This window comes from Sphingobacterium sp. SRCM116780 (assembly GCF_021442025.1).
Lineage (GTDB): Bacteria > Bacteroidota > Bacteroidia > Sphingobacteriales > Sphingobacteriaceae > Sphingobacterium.
In genome coordinates this window covers 3,253,356-3,271,143 of record NZ_CP090446.1, presented here as the reverse complement: position 1 = coordinate 3,271,143, position 17,788 = coordinate 3,253,356, and the positions used below count along the sequence as shown (strand labels likewise).

The 17,788-nt window shown below is 35.2% G+C and carries 15 protein-coding genes; 5 read left to right on the top strand and 10 right to left on the bottom strand.

Annotated elements, in window-relative coordinates:
- Positions 1-9 precede the first annotated feature (9 nt).
- Positions 10-1,773: an alkaline phosphatase family protein gene (locus LZQ00_RS14030; RefSeq protein WP_234509901.1), complete on the top strand. Its 1,764-nt coding sequence runs from the start codon at positions 10-12 to the stop codon at positions 1,771-1,773.
- A gap of 34 nt (positions 1,774-1,807) precedes the next feature.
- Entirely contained in the window at positions 1,808-3,190 is a 1,383-nt protein-coding gene (locus LZQ00_RS14025; RefSeq protein ID WP_234509900.1) for a discoidin domain-containing protein, read from the top strand.
- A 181-nt stretch (positions 3,191-3,371) separates the two neighbouring features.
- Here the strand turns inward: LZQ00_RS14025 and LZQ00_RS14020 are convergent, their stop codons facing one another.
- The 5 genes from LZQ00_RS14020 to hemA form a co-directional block, all read right to left on the bottom strand.
- The gene (locus LZQ00_RS14020; RefSeq protein ID WP_234509899.1) at positions 3,372-4,199 is read right to left on the bottom strand and encodes a hypothetical protein; all 828 of its coding nucleotides are present in this window, start codon (positions 4,197-4,199) and stop codon (positions 3,372-3,374) included.
- Between the two features lie 50 nt (positions 4,200-4,249).
- Positions 4,250-5,587, bottom strand: a complete 1,338-nt coding sequence (gene hemL, locus LZQ00_RS14015) for a glutamate-1-semialdehyde 2,1-aminomutase (protein ID WP_234509898.1) — start codon at positions 5,585-5,587, stop codon at positions 4,250-4,252.
- A 183-nt stretch (positions 5,588-5,770) separates the two neighbouring features.
- Complete coding sequence (hemB, locus tag LZQ00_RS14010; RefSeq protein ID WP_234509897.1) at positions 5,771-6,742, bottom strand: porphobilinogen synthase; 972 nt, start codon at positions 6,740-6,742, stop codon at positions 5,771-5,773.
- 48 nt (positions 6,743-6,790) lie between these two features.
- The gene (hemC, locus tag LZQ00_RS14005; RefSeq protein WP_234509896.1) at positions 6,791-8,383 is read right to left on the bottom strand and encodes a hydroxymethylbilane synthase; all 1,593 of its coding nucleotides are present in this window, start codon (positions 8,381-8,383) and stop codon (positions 6,791-6,793) included.
- Between the two features lie 130 nt (positions 8,384-8,513).
- Entirely contained in the window at positions 8,514-9,755 is a 1,242-nt protein-coding gene (gene hemA / locus LZQ00_RS14000) for a glutamyl-tRNA reductase (RefSeq protein WP_234514812.1), read from the bottom strand.
- A gap of 353 nt (positions 9,756-10,108) precedes the next feature.
- Here hemA and LZQ00_RS13995 point away from each other — a divergent pair, with 353 nt between their 5' ends.
- The gene (locus tag LZQ00_RS13995) at positions 10,109-10,507 is read left to right on the top strand and encodes a hypothetical protein (protein ID WP_234509895.1); all 399 of its coding nucleotides are present in this window, start codon (positions 10,109-10,111) and stop codon (positions 10,505-10,507) included.
- 25 nt (positions 10,508-10,532) lie between these two features.
- Here the strand turns inward: LZQ00_RS13995 and LZQ00_RS13990 are convergent, their stop codons facing one another.
- Genes LZQ00_RS13990 through rbfA form a run of 4 tightly spaced genes read right to left on the bottom strand, consistent with a single transcriptional unit; the run spans position 10,533 to position 13,315 of the window.
- Complete coding sequence (locus LZQ00_RS13990) at positions 10,533-11,180, bottom strand: hypothetical protein (RefSeq protein ID WP_234509894.1); 648 nt, start codon at positions 11,178-11,180, stop codon at positions 10,533-10,535.
- 1 nt (position 11,181) lies between these two features.
- Complete coding sequence (locus LZQ00_RS13985) at positions 11,182-12,276, bottom strand: aminotransferase class V-fold PLP-dependent enzyme (RefSeq protein ID WP_234509893.1); 1,095 nt, start codon at positions 12,274-12,276, stop codon at positions 11,182-11,184.
- The gene (gene aat, locus LZQ00_RS13980; RefSeq protein ID WP_234509892.1) at positions 12,257-12,913 is read right to left on the bottom strand and encodes a leucyl/phenylalanyl-tRNA--protein transferase; all 657 of its coding nucleotides are present in this window, start codon (positions 12,911-12,913) and stop codon (positions 12,257-12,259) included. Before aat ends, LZQ00_RS13985 begins: the two co-directional genes overlap by 20 nt.
- A gap of 30 nt (positions 12,914-12,943) precedes the next feature.
- Positions 12,944-13,315: a 30S ribosome-binding factor RbfA gene (rbfA, locus tag LZQ00_RS13975; RefSeq protein WP_132771498.1), complete on the bottom strand. Its 372-nt coding sequence runs from the start codon at positions 13,313-13,315 to the stop codon at positions 12,944-12,946.
- 505 nt (positions 13,316-13,820) lie between these two features.
- Here rbfA and argH point away from each other — a divergent pair.
- Positions 13,821-15,152, top strand: a complete 1,332-nt coding sequence (gene argH, locus LZQ00_RS13970) for an argininosuccinate lyase (RefSeq protein ID WP_234509891.1) — start codon at positions 13,821-13,823, stop codon at positions 15,150-15,152.
- Positions 15,153-15,210: 58 nt separating this feature from the next.
- Here argH and LZQ00_RS13965 read toward each other — a convergent pair whose 3' ends face one another.
- The gene (locus tag LZQ00_RS13965; protein WP_234509890.1) at positions 15,211-16,269 is read right to left on the bottom strand and encodes an aldose epimerase family protein; all 1,059 of its coding nucleotides are present in this window, start codon (positions 16,267-16,269) and stop codon (positions 15,211-15,213) included.
- Positions 16,270-16,406: 137 nt separating this feature from the next.
- On the opposite strand from LZQ00_RS13965, the gene LZQ00_RS13960 reads away from it, so the two are divergent.
- Positions 16,407-17,771, top strand: coding sequence for a deoxyguanosinetriphosphate triphosphohydrolase (locus LZQ00_RS13960; protein ID WP_234509889.1), 1,365 nt, complete (start codon positions 16,407-16,409; stop codon positions 17,769-17,771).
- Positions 17,772-17,788 lie beyond the last annotated feature (17 nt).

The following is a 17,788-nucleotide window of genomic DNA, read 5'->3' as shown; positions in this document are numbered from 1 at the left end:
TAAACAGTTATGAAAAGAAATTTTAGTCGAATAAAAGCTACTATTTATGCATTAACAATGTTAATGATATGGAGTAGCTGTACGAAATACGAAAATCCTCCAGTAGTATTTGAAGAATATGAACAGGAGGGAACCCAAGAGGTAAAAAGAAAGGTTTTATTTATTTCGATAGATGGAGCAGTGGGTCAGGAAATCAAAAAGAAATTACCGGCCAATTTAACCACGCTGTTAAAAACCAGCAAATATACGTTCAATGCATTTGCGGATGAAAATACAAGTGATGCTTCCGCTTGGATGTCGATGATGAGTGGAGTATCCTTTGCCAATCACGGCATTGAGGATGATAGTTATATTCCGAAACCAGATGAGAACGACCCGCATCATAACGTAGCAGGGTATCCCTCCATATTATATCGGATTGCCACTATTGCGCCTAGTACCAAAACAGCTGTTGTTTCAAGATCGGTTAGTTTAAATGACAAACTATTGGTTAGTGCGGATGAAACTTATGATGAAACCACAGACGAAGGGGTTAAAAATCAGGTAGTAAACTTGTTAGAGAAGAAAAATGAAGATTTAATGATTGTTCAGTTTACAAGTTTATTGGATGCTGGAAAAGAAAATGGATTTTCTGCTGACAATGTAGCATATGTTAACGCATTAAATAAAGTTGATGGTTATATTGGTAATATTTTAGATGCGCTGAAAGCTAGACAAAATTATGCAAACGAAGATTGGTTGATCATTGTCACATCAAATCACGGAGGTATTGATAAATCTTATGGTGGCTCATCTGCTCCCGAGCGTAACACATTTGCAATTTTTGCTAATCCAAACTTTAAGGAAGCTGAATTGACTGGAAAGGCGATGAGCTATGTTCGATTATGGGGATATGATGGGACAGGTAATAAACCTCTTGGTGTGAGAGCTGTAAGTGAAAATCTAGGTAATGCAAGTGACTATGACTTGTCTACATCTAAAGAACTAACTATTTCGACAAGATTCAGATTTAATTTGAATAATACCATTATATCTTCCACATATCAACCCAATACCTATAATTATTGGTATTCAGGTATTTTTGGAAAAGATTCGAATACCAGTACAGGTACGCCTGGTTGGATGTATTATACATTTGGTAATGATATTCAAGTTCGAATAAGTGATGGTACAACTATTGCTTCGTGTCAAACCCCAAAAATTAATGGAGAATGGTATACAATGACTACAGTTATATCAGCAATTGCGCCAGATAAGGTAAATATTAAGATTTTTAATAATGGAACATTGGCACAAGAAACAACAACGTCGGGTATGAACATCAATAATATTAAAACAGATGATCCATTAATTTTTGGATACCGCCCTACAATTTCATATGATTTAGTAGATTTTGATGTATCTGACATTCATATCTTCAATAAGGCCTATAATCAACAAGAAATACGAGATTTTACCTGTTATTCGGGTGAACTGAGTACATCCTCTTACGCCGCGAATTTGAAAGGTTATTGGAAAATGAGCCCGACTTCATCTGGACAAGTTTCAAATGAGATAGCTGGAAAAAGTAATATGCAATTATCAGGAGCATTCAGTGCAAAAAGTGTATCCGAAATTAAACCTTGTGATTTGGGGAATAATGCTGTCTTTGTTCAGGCTACAGATTTCTATACCCAGATATTTTATTGGATGGAGTTGCAAACGCAACAAGATTGGAATTTAGAAGGGCAAGTATTCTTGAACAAGTATGAAATTGAATTTTTAAAGCCATAGATTTTAACCTGTCATGATAAAATTAAAAAGAACTATGAGAATCAATCAGTTCGTCCTTTTCGGAGGGATGTTACTGGCTTTGAATGCATGTAAGGAAGAGGAGTTGGTGTTTCCTAAAAATGTAAATCAAGAAATCGAGATCACAGAAAAAAGACCAACAGCAAAACCAGCTAATTTAACTTTTGTATCTGATTTTAATCAGACAATTGAAATCTATTGGCCAGAGTTGAGCGAACGGGTAACGAAGGCAGTAATTACCTACAAAGAAGGAACTGAAGTTAAAAAGATTGAAGTAACCAAGTTTGACGAAGCGACTATTCTTCATCTAGATGAAATGAAAGAATACGATTTTGATTTACAATATTTTACTTCAGAGGGAACATCTTCTAAAACCACTTCAGTAAAGTTGAGCCCTAGACCTTTTGAGGCAGATTATAAAATTCTAAATCTAAATGCTCAACCTATTGCAGGCGGAGTTAGTTTTATATTTCCCAAGACTTCAACGCGAGAAATTCCTGGAACGATCACATATAGTTTTAATGGAAAATCTTATGAAAAAGAGATTAAAGGAAATATAGCAGATACTGTAAATGTTGTAGGGTTGACGGATGAGACCCAAGAAATAGCATTTGCGATTACTTTAAATGATGCAAAATGGACACGAGAGGCTAAAGGAACTAAACAATTAGCTCCTGGATTATTAGTATACAAATTGATTCTTCCATCACTTTTAGCTTATATGGAGGGAAATAATGCAGTTGTCAGCTGGAAAAATAATACAGGAGATCCTGTAGATGTGCAAGTTAATTATAAACTAAACGGTGTTAACAAAACAGCTGTTGTGAATGCGAGTACAGAAACTACAGGTAAACTTAGTTTTGATGTTGGTGGAAATGCAACAATCTTAAATGTTACGTTAAGCACTGACGGAAGTACATCTCCAGTTCAAATTATTCCAGTAAAACCACTCACTGAGATTGCTAAAACAGGTTGGACAGCTGAAGTCTCTTCTACGGAGAACAATGAAGGAGCTGCAAACGGTAAAGGATCATCATTAATTGATGGTGATATCAATACGTATTGGCATTCAAATTGGTCGGGACCTGGATCTAATTACCCACATTGGTTTATTATAGATTTTGGACAAATTGAAACGATAGGTAAATTTGGAATGATTCGAAGACATAATAATGCAACTGGCGGTTTTAAAACCTTCAATGTAGAAGTTTCTCTGGATGGTCAAAACTGGACAGAGGTTGGAAAAAATCTGAACTTTAATTCTAGCGATTCTCCTGCTGCATGGCAAGACTATACTTTAGCCGCAGTTAAAGCTAAGTATATACGTATTACGATGACCGCACCAATGAATAGTGCGACATCTACACATCTTGCTGAATTTAGAGTTTCTGGATATTAATACTAGTTTTTTAAATAAAATAAGAGGTCTTGAATATATTATTCAGGACCTCTTATTGTTTAAAAAGAACAGGTACACTATTACTTATTTAAATAGTTTTCGATAATAAATAATTTTACCTATATACGTAATACCTTGAATGGTTAAATAATATCCTTTTTACACTCGATAAATAACAAAATTATTTAGCTAATAATTTGAAAGCCCTTTCTACAGAAACATTGTCACCTGTGATTGCATTGCCATCCTTATCAACCAATGTCAATTTTACTTTTGCATCACCTAATGGTAAACCTTTAATTTCATAAGGACCCCATTTGTCTAATGTAAATTGTTTACCATTTACATCTGCGATAACCTTATTTCCATCAGCTGCTAAAGTTGTATTTACTAAGAAAAAATCCAATAAGAGTACTTTCGTATCTTCCCCTTTATACTCTCCTTTTGGGCGGCTATAAAACAAAGAAGGGCTCGTTACAGCAGATTCTTGTACGACTTTACCATCTTTATCGAGTTTGAATTTCACCAATTTAGAAGCAGCAGTTGTTTTGATCGACTCATGATAAGAGCGAGACAAGAATGATAGCAGATAATGCTCCGAGTTTAATGCCAGCGTTATCGTATTTTCTGGTTTATACAAAGCTACATATGGTTTATTATCCAAAATAAAATGGATATGTTGACCATCATGCGAATTAGCCATATGATGATCATGAATCGTTTGTTCCGTTAATTTGAAATTGTTAACCGTGTATTTTACGGTTACTTTTGCAGAATCCGTCCCTACTTTTTCAGAAGTAATGGATGCGATTTTCAAATCAGCACCAGGGAATTCTTTTGAGTCTGCCACAGGAGTCACCGTAATTTCTGTAGCTACAGTTGTTGTATCACCAGTAGCAGTCGAATCTTGTTCCGACGTACTTTTTGTTGACGTATTTTGACAAGAAGTAAGCGTAGCTGAAATTGCTATGAAAACTAATGCAGATTTTAATAAAATATTTTTTTTCATGATTGATATAGATTTACTACTAGAGGTAAACAATTTGTTCTTGAAAAAGTTTACAATTCATTAAAAACGAGATCCAATGCTGCAAAAATATGCTGTTTCGTTGTGTCTAAATCCTGTGCAGTATGTGCATGAGAAACAAAACCAACTTCATAACCCGAAGGACCGAAGTAGATTCCTCTATTGAGCAATTCACGATGCATTTTTTTGTAGGACTCCATAGAATTTGGATCAATGTCACTCGCTTTTAAAATCGCGTCTTGTTCCGTAAAAGCAAACCAGAATATGGAAGCAATGGTAAAGATTTTTACAGGATACTTCTTCTCTGTTATATAATGACGTATATCAGCTACAAAAGCTGCTGTTTTTGCATTCAGATTTTTATAGAAATCAGGCTGTGTCAGGACTTTGCAAGTCGCAATTCCAGCAGCCATAGCAACAGGATTTCCAGAGAGCGTTCCAGCTTGATAAACAGCACCATCAGGAGAGATACAACTCATTAATTCTTTTGATGCACCGTAAGCTCCTACAGGCATACCTCCACCAATAATTTTACCATAGGTGATGATATCAGGCTGAATCTCATAATAAGCTGCTGCACCCTCAAAACCTAAACGAAAACCTGTAATGACTTCATCAAATATGAGCAAAGAACCATTTTGTTTGGTGATTTCACTCAAAAACTGAACGTATTCTTTTGTTTGAATTAATAAACCATTATTTGCGGGTACACCTTCAATAATAACAGCGGCTATTTGATCTTTGAACTGTTCAAAAACTGTTGAAAGAGCCTCCTTATCATTTAATGCAATAACAATTGTTTCATCAGCAAATGCTTTGGGTACACCTGCAGAAGAAGTTTCTCCAAAAGTTACTAATCCTGAACCAGCTTTTACTAATAAAGAGTCCGAATGTCCATGATAACAACCCTCAAATTTGACAATTTTATCTCGCTTTGTATAGCCTCTAGCTAAGCGGATAGCCGACATAACTGCTTCCGTACCAGAACTAACGAAGCGAATCTTTTCAATAAATCTATTATTGGATATAATCAGATCAGCAAGCTCATTTTCCAATGCCGTAGGTGCACCAAAACTTAACCCTTTGCTTAATTGAGCAGTAACCGCTTCACGAATCTGATCATTATTATGACCCAGAATAAGTGGACCCCAAGAACAACAAAAATCAATAAATTCATTTTCATCAGCATCCCAGATATGTGCTTTGTCTCCTCGTTCAATAAAAAGAGGTGTACCATAAACAGATTTGAATGCTCTTACTGGTGAATTTACTCCACCTGGAAAATATTGTTTCGCTTTTTCAAAAAGTTGAGCAGACTTTTCTCTAGAAATATCAGCTGTTTTTGTTTGAGCGCTATTTTGTTGTGTCATATGTAGTATAATTTACCCTGCAAATTTATCCATTTATTTGATAAAATCTCTCATATGAGTGTAAGTTATAATAGATCTTTAGCTAGATGATAATAATGCGAATTTTAAATTATTAAGAATATCTAAACAAACAAAGCCTAAGTATATACTCAGGCTTTGTTTGTTTTATGGGAGAATAGATCTTTATTTTATCCATCCTTTTTCAATAGCTTCTTTAGCGTGATAAGTCAAGATTGCAGTAGCACCTGCTCGACGGAAGCTCATTAAAGTTTCCAAAATAGCATTTTCTTGTAACCAACCGTTTCCGATAGCAGCTTTAATCATCGCATATTCACCAGAGACATTATAAGCCGCAATCGGTAAATCAAAATTATCATGCAACGACTTGATGATATCCAAATAAGGAAGACCTGGTTTCACCATTAAAAAGTCTGCACCCTCTTCTAGATCTAATTGCGCTTCTATTAGAGCCTCTCTAGCATTGGCATAGTTCATTTGGTAGGACTTTTTATCTCCTTTTTTTGGAGCAGAACCTAGCGCATCACGAAAAGGACCGTAAAATGCAGAAGCATATTTAGCCGTATAAGACATTAAAGAAACATGGGTAAAGCCATTCTCATCGAGTATATTTCGAATATAGCCAATACGTCCATCCATCATGTCCGAAGGAGCGATGATGTCTGCACCTGCTTGTGCATGTGCTAAGGCCATTTTGCCTAAAACAACTAAAGTCTCATCATTTAGGATTTCACCATCTTCAACAATACCATCATGACCATCAGAACTATAAGGATCCATAGCAACATCTGTGATCACACATGCCTCAGGGAAATTCTTCTTTACCTCTTCAATAGCGCGAAGATATAAAGTTCCCTTTTTATAACTTTCTGTAGCAAATTTATCTTTCAAAGATTCTTCTACAGCAGGAAATAAATCAAATGAATTTAATCCCAATTTTAAACAGCCTTCTATCTCACGCAATAAGTTATCAATCGAATAGCGAAAGATACCAGGCATTGACGTAATTTCTGTTTTTTGATTTTGTCCTTCTACAATAAAGAGTGGAAAGATTAAATTACCCGTACTTAAACGGTTTTCTTGAATCATATCGCGAATCACGGCTGATTTGCGATTTCTTCTCGGACGTTGTAACATAAGTATATGTATTTAAAATTGGAAGAAAATACATCCTTCCAATCGTTATTATGATGAATAGTCTAATCCAAAAATTGCCTCAGCTAAGCCAATTTCATCTGGCGAATAAGGTAGTGTGTACGATAGTCCCATTTCGTCAAATTTTGCAGCAGTGGAACGACCGATGCAAATTACATGCTGGTCAGGTTCGATTAAATTCTCAACAAAATAAGCTTCTACATTGCTGGGGCTTGTGAATATCAACACCTCTGCACTCGTCGCATTTACTTGATCTTCTAAAACGGTTTCATAGACTGGCATATTGATAATCTTTGTTTCAGGAGAGAGCGCTTTTTGAATCGTTTCTAATGATTCCTTCGCGCGAGGAATTAAAACAGTTCCTCCATTTGCTAATTCGGCAAAACGAGTTCCGATCTCTTCCATATTAATCCCAGACTGTTCTCCAGAAAAATCAGCTACACGATCAAATTTTCGTAAAGCCTCTTCAGATCCACGTCCTACAACCGCAATTTTCGTTTTTTTACTCAAACGAGGTTCCAGATTGAAGAAATGTTCAATACCATTCTTACTACCAAAGAAAATCCAATCCACATGTTTCAATATGAAAGGATCCAGTTTATTAATAATGGGGAATATTTTAATTAAAGAACGGGCATCCGCTTGCATCTTGTGTTTAGCAAAGAAACGTGATAAATAGGAATGCTCATCCAAATCACGTGTAATGAAAACAGAAGTTGGTAATTTGCGATCTTTGCTGTATTTGGAAAAGATGATATCCGCTAATTTCGAAGGATCATCCCCTTTCACATACACACGATCTGGAAAATCATCACTTGTATCTGCAATAGAAGCCCAAGCTTCATACATATCACCTGTCTGACGACAATAAGCACCAAGTGGTGCATGACAACCCGCATCAAATAAATTAAGAACTTTACGCTCTACAGCAATCATTTTTTGAACCTCTTCATTGTTGATCGGTTTTAGCGCTTGCAATAGTTCCGTATCTACTTCGCGAATCTGAACAGCCAATACACCTTGAGCAGGAGCGGGGATCAATTCCACAGCAGGAATTTCTTCAACATGAAAATCTGAAATATCCATTTCAATTCGAGCAATACCTGCTTTAGCTAACATGATGGCATCATATTGTTCATCACGAAGCTTCTGTATACGCGTCTGCAAATTACCTCTTAGATCTGTAAATTCTAAATCAGGTCTTATAGCAGAAAGCTGTGCTTTACGACGATTTGATGAGGTTCCAATGGTTGCATTGTGTTTTAAAGAAAGTCGTTTCTTGATATCAACACAATCTTTGTGGATAATCAATAACTCTGCAGGATTTTCGCGTTCAGATACTGCTGCAATTATCAACCCTGGAGGGTTTACAGTTGGTAAATCTTTATGTGAATGAACGGCTAAATCAATGGTTCCGTTTAATAACTCTTCTTCTAATTCCTTGGTAAAGAAACCCTTTCCTTCGAGCTTATCTAAACGAAGGTGTTGAATAATATCACCTTGAGTTTTGATGATTTTTAATTCAGATTCAATGCCAATTTCAGCGAGACGATCTTTTATAAAGTTTGCTTGCCATAACGCAAGTGCACTTCCACGTGTTCCAATGATAAGTTTTCTATTCACAATCTATATAATTTACCTTATTTTGATAATTAAGATAGGCAAAAATAAAAAAATAGTCTTGATTTGTTGACACGTTACTGTCAGATTAAACTGAATAAAAAGGAAAAAAGAATTTTAAGAAGAGTAGAGATTAGTTTACACCATTTTCGCTCACTTTGACTAAAATTTCTTTAGCCATAACCATTGGAACTTTGATGTATTTTTTCTCCATGTAATTAATGATCTTTTCCAGTACATCACGAGCCTCGGGGTTTAAGGCTTGAATCTCAGAAGCAAAAACTTCATTCAATGCAACAGATTTGATTTCTTTAATTTTTTGTGGAACTTGACGCATGGCTACTTCTACACGTCTTTGTTTGATAATAGGGATGAACTCTTGGATATTATCCTCAATTATTTTTTCGGCATGAGATAACTCACTATAACGGTCTTCAATGTTCTTATTTGCAATGGCCTGGAGCGAACTAACTTCGATATAATGAATGGCGTTATTGACGAGTACTTCAGCATCAATGTCATTTGGAACAGCTAAATCAACAATGACTTTTTTATCCGTCTCTCCATTTAATAAAGACTGGTACAACGTATTATCAATAATGGCTGTTGGGGCACCAGTACAAGTAATTAAAATATCAAATCCACCTTTATAGTTCATCAACTCTGCTAGTGGATAAACTTCTGCTTTTAATTCTTCAGCTAATTTTTGAGCATTTTCAACAGTGCGGTTAAAAATCACAAAATTATTCGATTGATTTTTTTGAAAGTACTTAGCAAGATTCTGATTGGTTTCTCCAGAACCAATAATTAAAATCCTTGGATTCTCAACCAGTTTGATCTCTCTTAATTTGCGGTAAGCTAACGAAACAACGGAAATAGGATTTCTAGATATTTTGGTGTAGGTATAGACTTCTTTTGCTGTCTTCACCAAACGATCCATCAATAGACGTAAAAAATCACCCGTAAAACCAGCTTCTCTACATCTTTCGTAAGCACGTCGCACCTGTGCTAAAATTTCTTTCTCACCAACGACTAAGCTTTCAAGTGAACAAGACATACGAAGTAGATGGTTTAAAGCATCTAAACCTTCATATTTGTCGACTTGACCTAAATAGCATTGCAATCTTTCTTGAGGGACACAGAAATTGAGTTTTTCCATAAACTGAGCAATGAATTCATGGGTTAAGTCATGAGCACCATAAAACACAAATTCAACACGGTTACAAGTACCAATATAGAACACTTCAGGAATATCTAAGTTATGTTTTAGATTCATTAGTCTACTTTCTAACTCCTCATTACAAATAACTAGATTACCTAAATCTTTAAGTTCTACGTGTTTATGTGTAAATGCTAATACCTTAAGATTCTTCAAAGCTATACCCTCGATTGATTTTAACACTGCAAATGTACTTTAAAAGCATCTGTCATATGTCAAAAATCTGTCAAACAGAGGAATTTAGAACGATTATAAATAATGTTAATTTTATGTTAAGCTCTTGATAATTAGAGGAATTTATCTTTAAACTATTACAAATGTGACTCCTGTCATTTTATATGGCGTTTATCGTATTGGCATTTCACACAATAAATAGCATATAAAAGAGTTTTTGACCCTATTATAGCCTATTGTCATATTATTTCCAAAACAGTATAATAATTTATCAAAGAAATAACAAAATTGAACAGCTAGATGATTATTTTTGATACATATTTAAATTAGATAATATGATTATCATAAGAAAAAACTTAGCACTGTTAGGTTTGATACTATGTTTCTTGGCGGGTATGCTACCCCTATTGAAAGTTCCTGTTAAAGGGAATTGGAACCTTTATCAAACTGACGCGGCACTATTTTTTATTACCTATATGATTTTAGGGATAACAGCCTTACTCTTTTTCATACGACAATTGCAAGGATATCGTTTGATGACACTTGTAGCCGGAACTTGGTATGTGATTAGTATTTTTGGCGTGTATTTTAAAATCAACAACTATTTTGGTTGGGGATTTGCCGACCGTTTATTGTCAAAAACAATACATATGCGTTGGGGCTGGATTGTGTACTTAATAGGCGTCCTACTCTTATTGTTGAGTACGAAAAAATTAAAAAAGATAGCAGATTAAAAATAAGCTTGGAAATTTTCCAAGCTTATTTTTTGTTAGGGCGGTGGGAGATGAAATGTGATTTTAATTTATCTATTCCCAAATCTTCTTCCTCTTTATCAAGTTCGTAAAACCAAACTTTATCTCCAAGGATATCATTTATCTGTTTCGGATTTGTAAGATCCACTGGCCTCACGCGTTGTTCCTTAACAATTGGATTTTGGGTCTGTTGCAAACTGTTTGCATGTCTTATAATTTGAAAACGGAAAGTTGGCCATTTCCCAACAGTGGCAAAGTTCCCAGAATAAAACTGAACAGAATCGTGTTTGCTTATTTTCTCAGCAAATATTCCTTTTGACTTGTTAGCAGTCGTATCAGAGATGCTCACTAATAATTCATAAGAAGTTTCATTGATAAGGTGTAATTTGGCTAACCCATCCTTATGATCCCCCGAAATCGCCAATAAGATTCCTTTTTCAATAAATTTTGAAGATACCTCTTCCGCTTTTTCATCAAGCTCATCATCATCACGACGCATATTGCCATGTATTAACGTCAACTTGTTTGCTAATACAGGTATTTCAAACCCTGTATCATCCGTTACGCCAATGAGATCATTGGCTTGAAAAGATGTAATATGACCTTCAATTGGTTCATCTACAAATCTGACTAAATCTCCTATCTTAAAAGCCATGTTATGTTAAAATTTTAGTGTCAATAATTTTTAATAATCTTTCTAAATCAGCATCATCATTATAAAGATGAAATCCGATTCGTATCCCAGTTCCTCTTGGGAAACATTTGATATTATTCTCCATTAAAGTGGAAAAATGTTTTTGATCTATTTGCAGATTAAAAATAGTACTCGTTTCTGCTCTATTGATGGTAACAGGACTCAGTAAATTTCTTTTGCACAACTCATCTTTGGCTTGCTTTACCAGTTGGTGGGTATAAGCAGAAGTATTTTCTAAACCTAGTGTGTTAAAAAATTCTATTCCTTGTTGTAAAGTCCCTTGTGATAAGGTATCGATATGACCAGGTTCAAAATAGAGTTGAATGATATCTTTCCCATCCCACATCTTATCCAGTTGGATATGCTGTGTAGCGACCTGAGAAAAAAGGACATGCTTTGCAAATTCACTAAAAAGAAGAAAACCATTGCCATAACCCCCTAAAAGCCATTTGTATCCACTTGCACCCACAATATCAAAACCCGATTGCGAGAAATCAAAAACCTCAGTTCCTAAAAATTGCGTTCCATCTCCTATGATCAGTAATTCTGGGAATTGATCCTTTATCTTTCTTATAAACTCAAGATTAATTTTTACACCAGAGATGTATTGAACTATACTGAAAATAAATACCGTGGGCTGATGTTTCTTTATCGTGTTGAATATGTTATTTTCTAATTGCTCATCTATAGCAGCTGTCACATATTGAAAACCTCTAGCAATGACTGGAAAATTAACGGAAGGATAGTCCCCATCTAACAATAGCACCTTTGCATCTTTAGGAATTCGTTCTAGTAAAGCATTGAAACCTGTTGAAAAATTTGACGTGTTATACACATTGTTAACAGGAATTGTGAAAAACTTAGCAATACTATTTTTTACACCTAAATTAAATTCCCCTTGTCTTTCTCTGAGATCAGTAGATACCGAAAAAAAATCTTTATCCCTTTCTGAACGCCATTTTTGAGAAGCTGTGGGCAATAAACCAGAGCCTGGAGTAGTCAGATAGCAGATATGATCAGGAATATCAAAATATGATTTATATCGCTGTTGTGTCATTTTCTTTTAATAGGGTTAAATATTCTTCTTGTGAAATGATAGAGCCTCCCATAGAAGCTAAATGTGGCGTGTGAAATTGACAGTCTACAAATTTTAAAGAAAAATGTGTTAACAAATAAATCAAAGCTACTTTTGAAGCGTTAGAAACTTTCGAAAACATACTTTCCCCACAAAAAACCTGGTTGATATAAATTCCATAGAGTCCACCAACCAATTCATTATCTTGCCATACTTCAACAGAGTGTGCATAGTTGATTTTTTGAAGATCAGTATAAGCACAAATCATGTCTGCTGTAATCCAGGTTCCATCCTGATCTTTTCGGACAATTTTTGAGCAGTTGCTGATGACTTCAGAAAAAGCTTGATCGACAGTAATTGAAAACTTGTTACTCTTCAATACCTGTCGCATACTTTTGCTGATTTTAAGATGCTCAGGAAATATGACAAATCGTTCATGCGGAGCATACCATAGAATAGGAGTATCATCATTAAACCACGGAAATATACCATTTTCATAAGCCAACACCAATCGATCAGCACTCAAATCTCCACCTATTGCTAATAATCCATCCTCATCTGCCAGTTTAGGATGAGGAAAACTAATTTGGTTCTTATCAAAATCTAAATTAAAGACCATGTTTAAAAATAGAAAAAAAAACCAGATTGTTTAATCTGGTTGCCTTGTTTCTTTGCTGATTTCTTCAAATATTTTATCCATATGCTCAACATATTCATTGGTATCGTCTAGGAAAAAATCGAGTTGAGGGACAATCCTAACCTGATTTTTTATTTTAGAGCCCAATTTATATCGAATCTCCGTTGTTTTAGTACGGATTGCTTTTAAATCTTCAGGAGCTGTTTTCGTATTTAAAAAACTTAAATATACCCTTGCAATCGCTAAGTCTGGTGTGACGCGTACCCGTGTAACCGTAATAAATGCACCTGGTGCCCAGCTATTGCCTTCGCGTTGGAGTAATTCGGCTAAGTCTTGTTGTAATACACCTGCAAAACGTTGCTGTCTTTTGCTTTCTGTTCCCATCGTTCAGTTTTTTGATTTAGTGGAAATTCACCTTTATTATGTTACAAAGATAAATATAAAAAAGAACAAAGGCATATCTTGGATGGATATGCCTGTATAATTATGGTTTATAATCGGTTAGGGTCTAATTTCTTAAAGTTTAAAGACGTTATGGTCTATCATAGTTTGGTTTTGTGAGGCTTTAAAAGTAAGTGTTTGCTAACTTTAAAACGTATATTTTCTTCTTTCACTCTCCCTAGTGGTACAAACATATAAAATTTAACTTGTTGCCACAATAACGGAATCAAAAACAAAGTAATTACTCACTCACTATCGCTGTTTATTGACTTTTTAACAAACATTTAACAAAAAAATATTTTTTATTTAGATAGATTATAGTTCAAATTATTCCAATAACTGATTTAATGTTGTACTTATCCTAATACAAAATATACAGTTTGAGCTGTAATTGTTTTATTTGTTTTCAAATGGTATTTTTGCAACGCATATTAATAGCACATTAGAAATGAAAATCTGGCAAAAAAATATAGATGTTGATGCATTCGTAGAATCATTTACCGTAGGCAATGATCGTGTAATGGATTTACAATTGGCAGCAGCTGATGTTTTGGGCTCTTTGGCTCATACACGCATGTTGAATAGTATCAACCTGATGACAGACGAAGATCTATCGTTAGTACAGCAGGAATTGAAAAATATCTATCGAGAAATACTAGCCGGAAAATTTGAAATTGAGGATTCAGTAGAAGATGTGCATTCTCAAGTGGAGATGTTGTTGACAGAACGAATCGGAGAAGCAGGGAAAAAAATCCATGCTGGACGTTCTCGTAATGATCAAGTTTTAGTTGATCTGAAATTATACTTTCGAACAGAGATTCACAATATCGTGAACAATACAGAAATTTTATTTCATGAGTTGATTAAACTAAGTGAGCAATACAAAGATATCCTGATCCCAGGTTATACGCATTTACAAATTGCTATGCCATCATCGTTTGGACTATGGTTTGGGGCTTATGCCGAGAGCCTAGTCGATGATTTAGAACTGATGAGAGCAGCATGGAAAGTGTGTAATAAGAATCCATTAGGTTCTGCTGCAGGTTACGGTTCCTCTTTTCCGCTAAATCGTACGATGACTACAGCGTTGTTAGGATTTGAAGACTTGAACTATAATGTGGTTTATGCGCAAATGGGTCGAGGAAAAACAGAAAGAATCTTAGCACAAGCAATGAGTTCCATAGCAGCGACTTTAGCCAAATTTGCGATGGATGTGACTTTATACATTAATCAAAACTTTGGATTTATATCTTTCCCAGCTCATTTGACAACAGGATCCAGCATTATGCCGCATAAAAAGAATCCTGATGTATTTGAATTGATCCGCTCACGTTGCAATAAAATTCAAGCACTGCCTAATGAAATTGCTTTGATGACAACTAATCTTCCATCAGGATATCACCGCGATTTACAGTTGCTAAAAGAAAATCTGTTTCCAGCATTTAAATCATTGAACGATTGCTTGGAAATAGCAACATTCATGTTGGAAAATATTTCTGTTAAAAAAGATGTATTGAATGACCCTAAATACGATTATTTGTTTTCTGTAGAAGTGGTGAATAATGAGGTGTTAAAAGGAATTCCTTTCCGTGAAGCGTATAAAAATATCGGAATTGCTATTGATGCAGGAGAATTCCAACCTTCCAAAGAAGTAAATCATACACATGAAGGAAGTATTGGTAACTTGGGCAATGACCAAATACAGCGTATGTTTGAACAAGTGAAGGCAACGTTTGGATTCGAAAAAGTAGAACAGGCATTAGATGAATTAGTGAAATAATGTATGTTCATTCATAATATAACAAAATGGGGAGACTAAGCCTCCCCATTTTGTTATATTATTTTTCAATTGAAAATTTATAATGCGTTTCGGATATAAATTCTTCTCCAGTTTTCAGCAAAGTAGATGGAAATTCAGGTTGATTTGGACTGTCTGGAAAATGTTGTGTTTCCAAGCAAAATCCAGCATAAGGCAAATACGTATTTCCCGACTTCCCAATATCATTTCCTGTCATCCAGTTTCCAGTATACAATTGTACACCAGGCTCTGTCGTAAAGACATCTAAGCGGACACCCGAACTAGGTGAATAAACAGTTGCACAAGCTTGAGAAATTGGATTGTTGTGGATATAGCAATGATCATAACCTTTTGCTGAAATTAATTGTTCATCAGGAGCAATAATATCCTGAGCAATTGATTTGAATTCCTGAAAGTCAAATGCTGTTCCAGCAACAGGAACTCTAGCACAAGGGATTTGATAATCGTCAACAGCCAAATAAGCATCAGCATGAATTCTTAACTGATGACTTAAAATATCTCCGGATCCCTCTCCATTCAAATTGAAATACGTATGATTGGTCAAATTGATTACCGTATCTTGATCGCTATCTGCCCGATATTTTATAATGATTTCATTTTCATTTGTTAAGGTATAACTGACAGAAACGTTCAGGTTTCCTGGAAAACCTTCTTCTCCATCTGCAGATATTAAATAAAACTCAGCTTGCGATTCATAACTGACACGTCTATCCCAAATCTTTTTGTGGAAACCATTTGGTCCACCATGAAGACAATTAATTCCGTTATTGATAGGAAGAGAAAATTCTTTCCCATTTAATTCAAATTTGCCATTCGCGATGCGATTGGCAAATCTTCCTGCAGTAACCCCGTGGTATTGTTCATCAGCATAATAATAACGGTGTATCGAACCAAATCCTAAAGCAACATCAATAAGGTTTCCCTTGTTGTCGGGCACTAGAATGCTAACAATTCTTGCCCCATAATCGCTCAAAGCAACCTGCATTCCTCTTGTATTTTTTAAAACGATAAGATGCGTGTTTTTTTCGTTAATTGTGCTTGAAAAATTATGAATAGATGGTAAGTGATAGTGATTCATGATATTGGTTATTTTTGATTCCTTGCTAAAGATAACGAATAATACCAGGTTAAAAAATGATTCTCGTCATTTATAAAAATTCAAATTGTAGCAAAAAGCCACAACAGTTAGAAAATCAAAAAATGTATATTTGCACCATGTCTGTAAATACAAGTATGAATTGGAAACAACTGCTATCAGCTAAACGTTGGGGATATGAAGATCGCGTGAGCGATAGCTATTTGATAACACGTTCGGAATTTCAACGGGATTATGATCGATTGATCTTTTCTTCTCCATTTAGAAGACTGCAGAATAAAACCCAAGTTTTCCCGTTGCCAGGAGCTGTATTTGTTCATAATCGATTGACCCATAGTCTGGAAGTTGCCAGTGTGGGGAGGTCATTAGGTCGTTTGTTTTATACGAAGATGAAAGATGCGAATCCTGCAGTCGATGAACTTTTTCCATATTTACAAGAAGTAGGGAATATTGTTTCAGCAGCATGTCTATCGCATGATCTGGGTAATCCGGCATTTGGACACTCAGGAGAGGCCGCTATTTCCACTTATTTCACAGAAGGAGACGGTCGAAAATATCAGGAACAAGTAACAAAAGAAGAATGGGCAGACTTAACACATTTTGAAGGGAACGCAAATGCGCTTCGTATTCTAACGCATCCTTTTAATGGAAAAGATGATAAAGGATTTGCTTTAACCTATACCTCTTTGGCATCCATTGTGAAGTATCCATGTGCAGCGATTGATGGTCACATCAAAAAGAATCACCATCGTAAGAAATATGGTTTCTTTGCTTCTGAAAAACAGACTTTTGAAACAATAGCCATAGAATTAGGCATTTTGGTAGACCCAACGAATGCAAGAGGTTATTTACGTCACCCACTTGTATATCTAGTAGAAGCCGCGGACGATATTTGTTATAATATCATTGATCTAGAAGATGCACACCATTTAAAAATACTGACCTATCCCGAAGTAGAAGAACTGTTACTTCCTCTGTGTGGTGGCGAAGATTTAAGAACACGTTTAGACTCCCTGATCGATACCGCAAGCCGAGTAGCATTATTAAGGGCGAAAGCAATCAATACGTTAACAAAAGCGTGTGTAGAAGTATTTTATGCTGAACAAGAAAGAATATTAAGCGGAACTTTTCCGTCCTCATTGATGGATGCGCTAGACGCTGATGTTGTTGCTCATCTGAAAAGAATTTCTACAATATCTATAGCAAAAATTTACAATGCACCTACAGTTGTTCAAATTGAAGTGGCTGGTTATAAAGTGATGAATGCTTTACTAGCCGAATTTGTACCAGCCTATTTGAAGAAGAACAAAAATAGTTATGATGAGAAACTTGTGGCATTAATCCCACATCAGTTTTATACAGATCGAGAAGATTCTTATTCTAAAATAAGATCAGTATTGGATTTTGTTTCGGGAATGACAGATGTATATGCCATCGATTTGTATCGTAAAATTACAGGTATGATTATTCCTTCAATAGATTAAGCTTAAAAATTAAACAG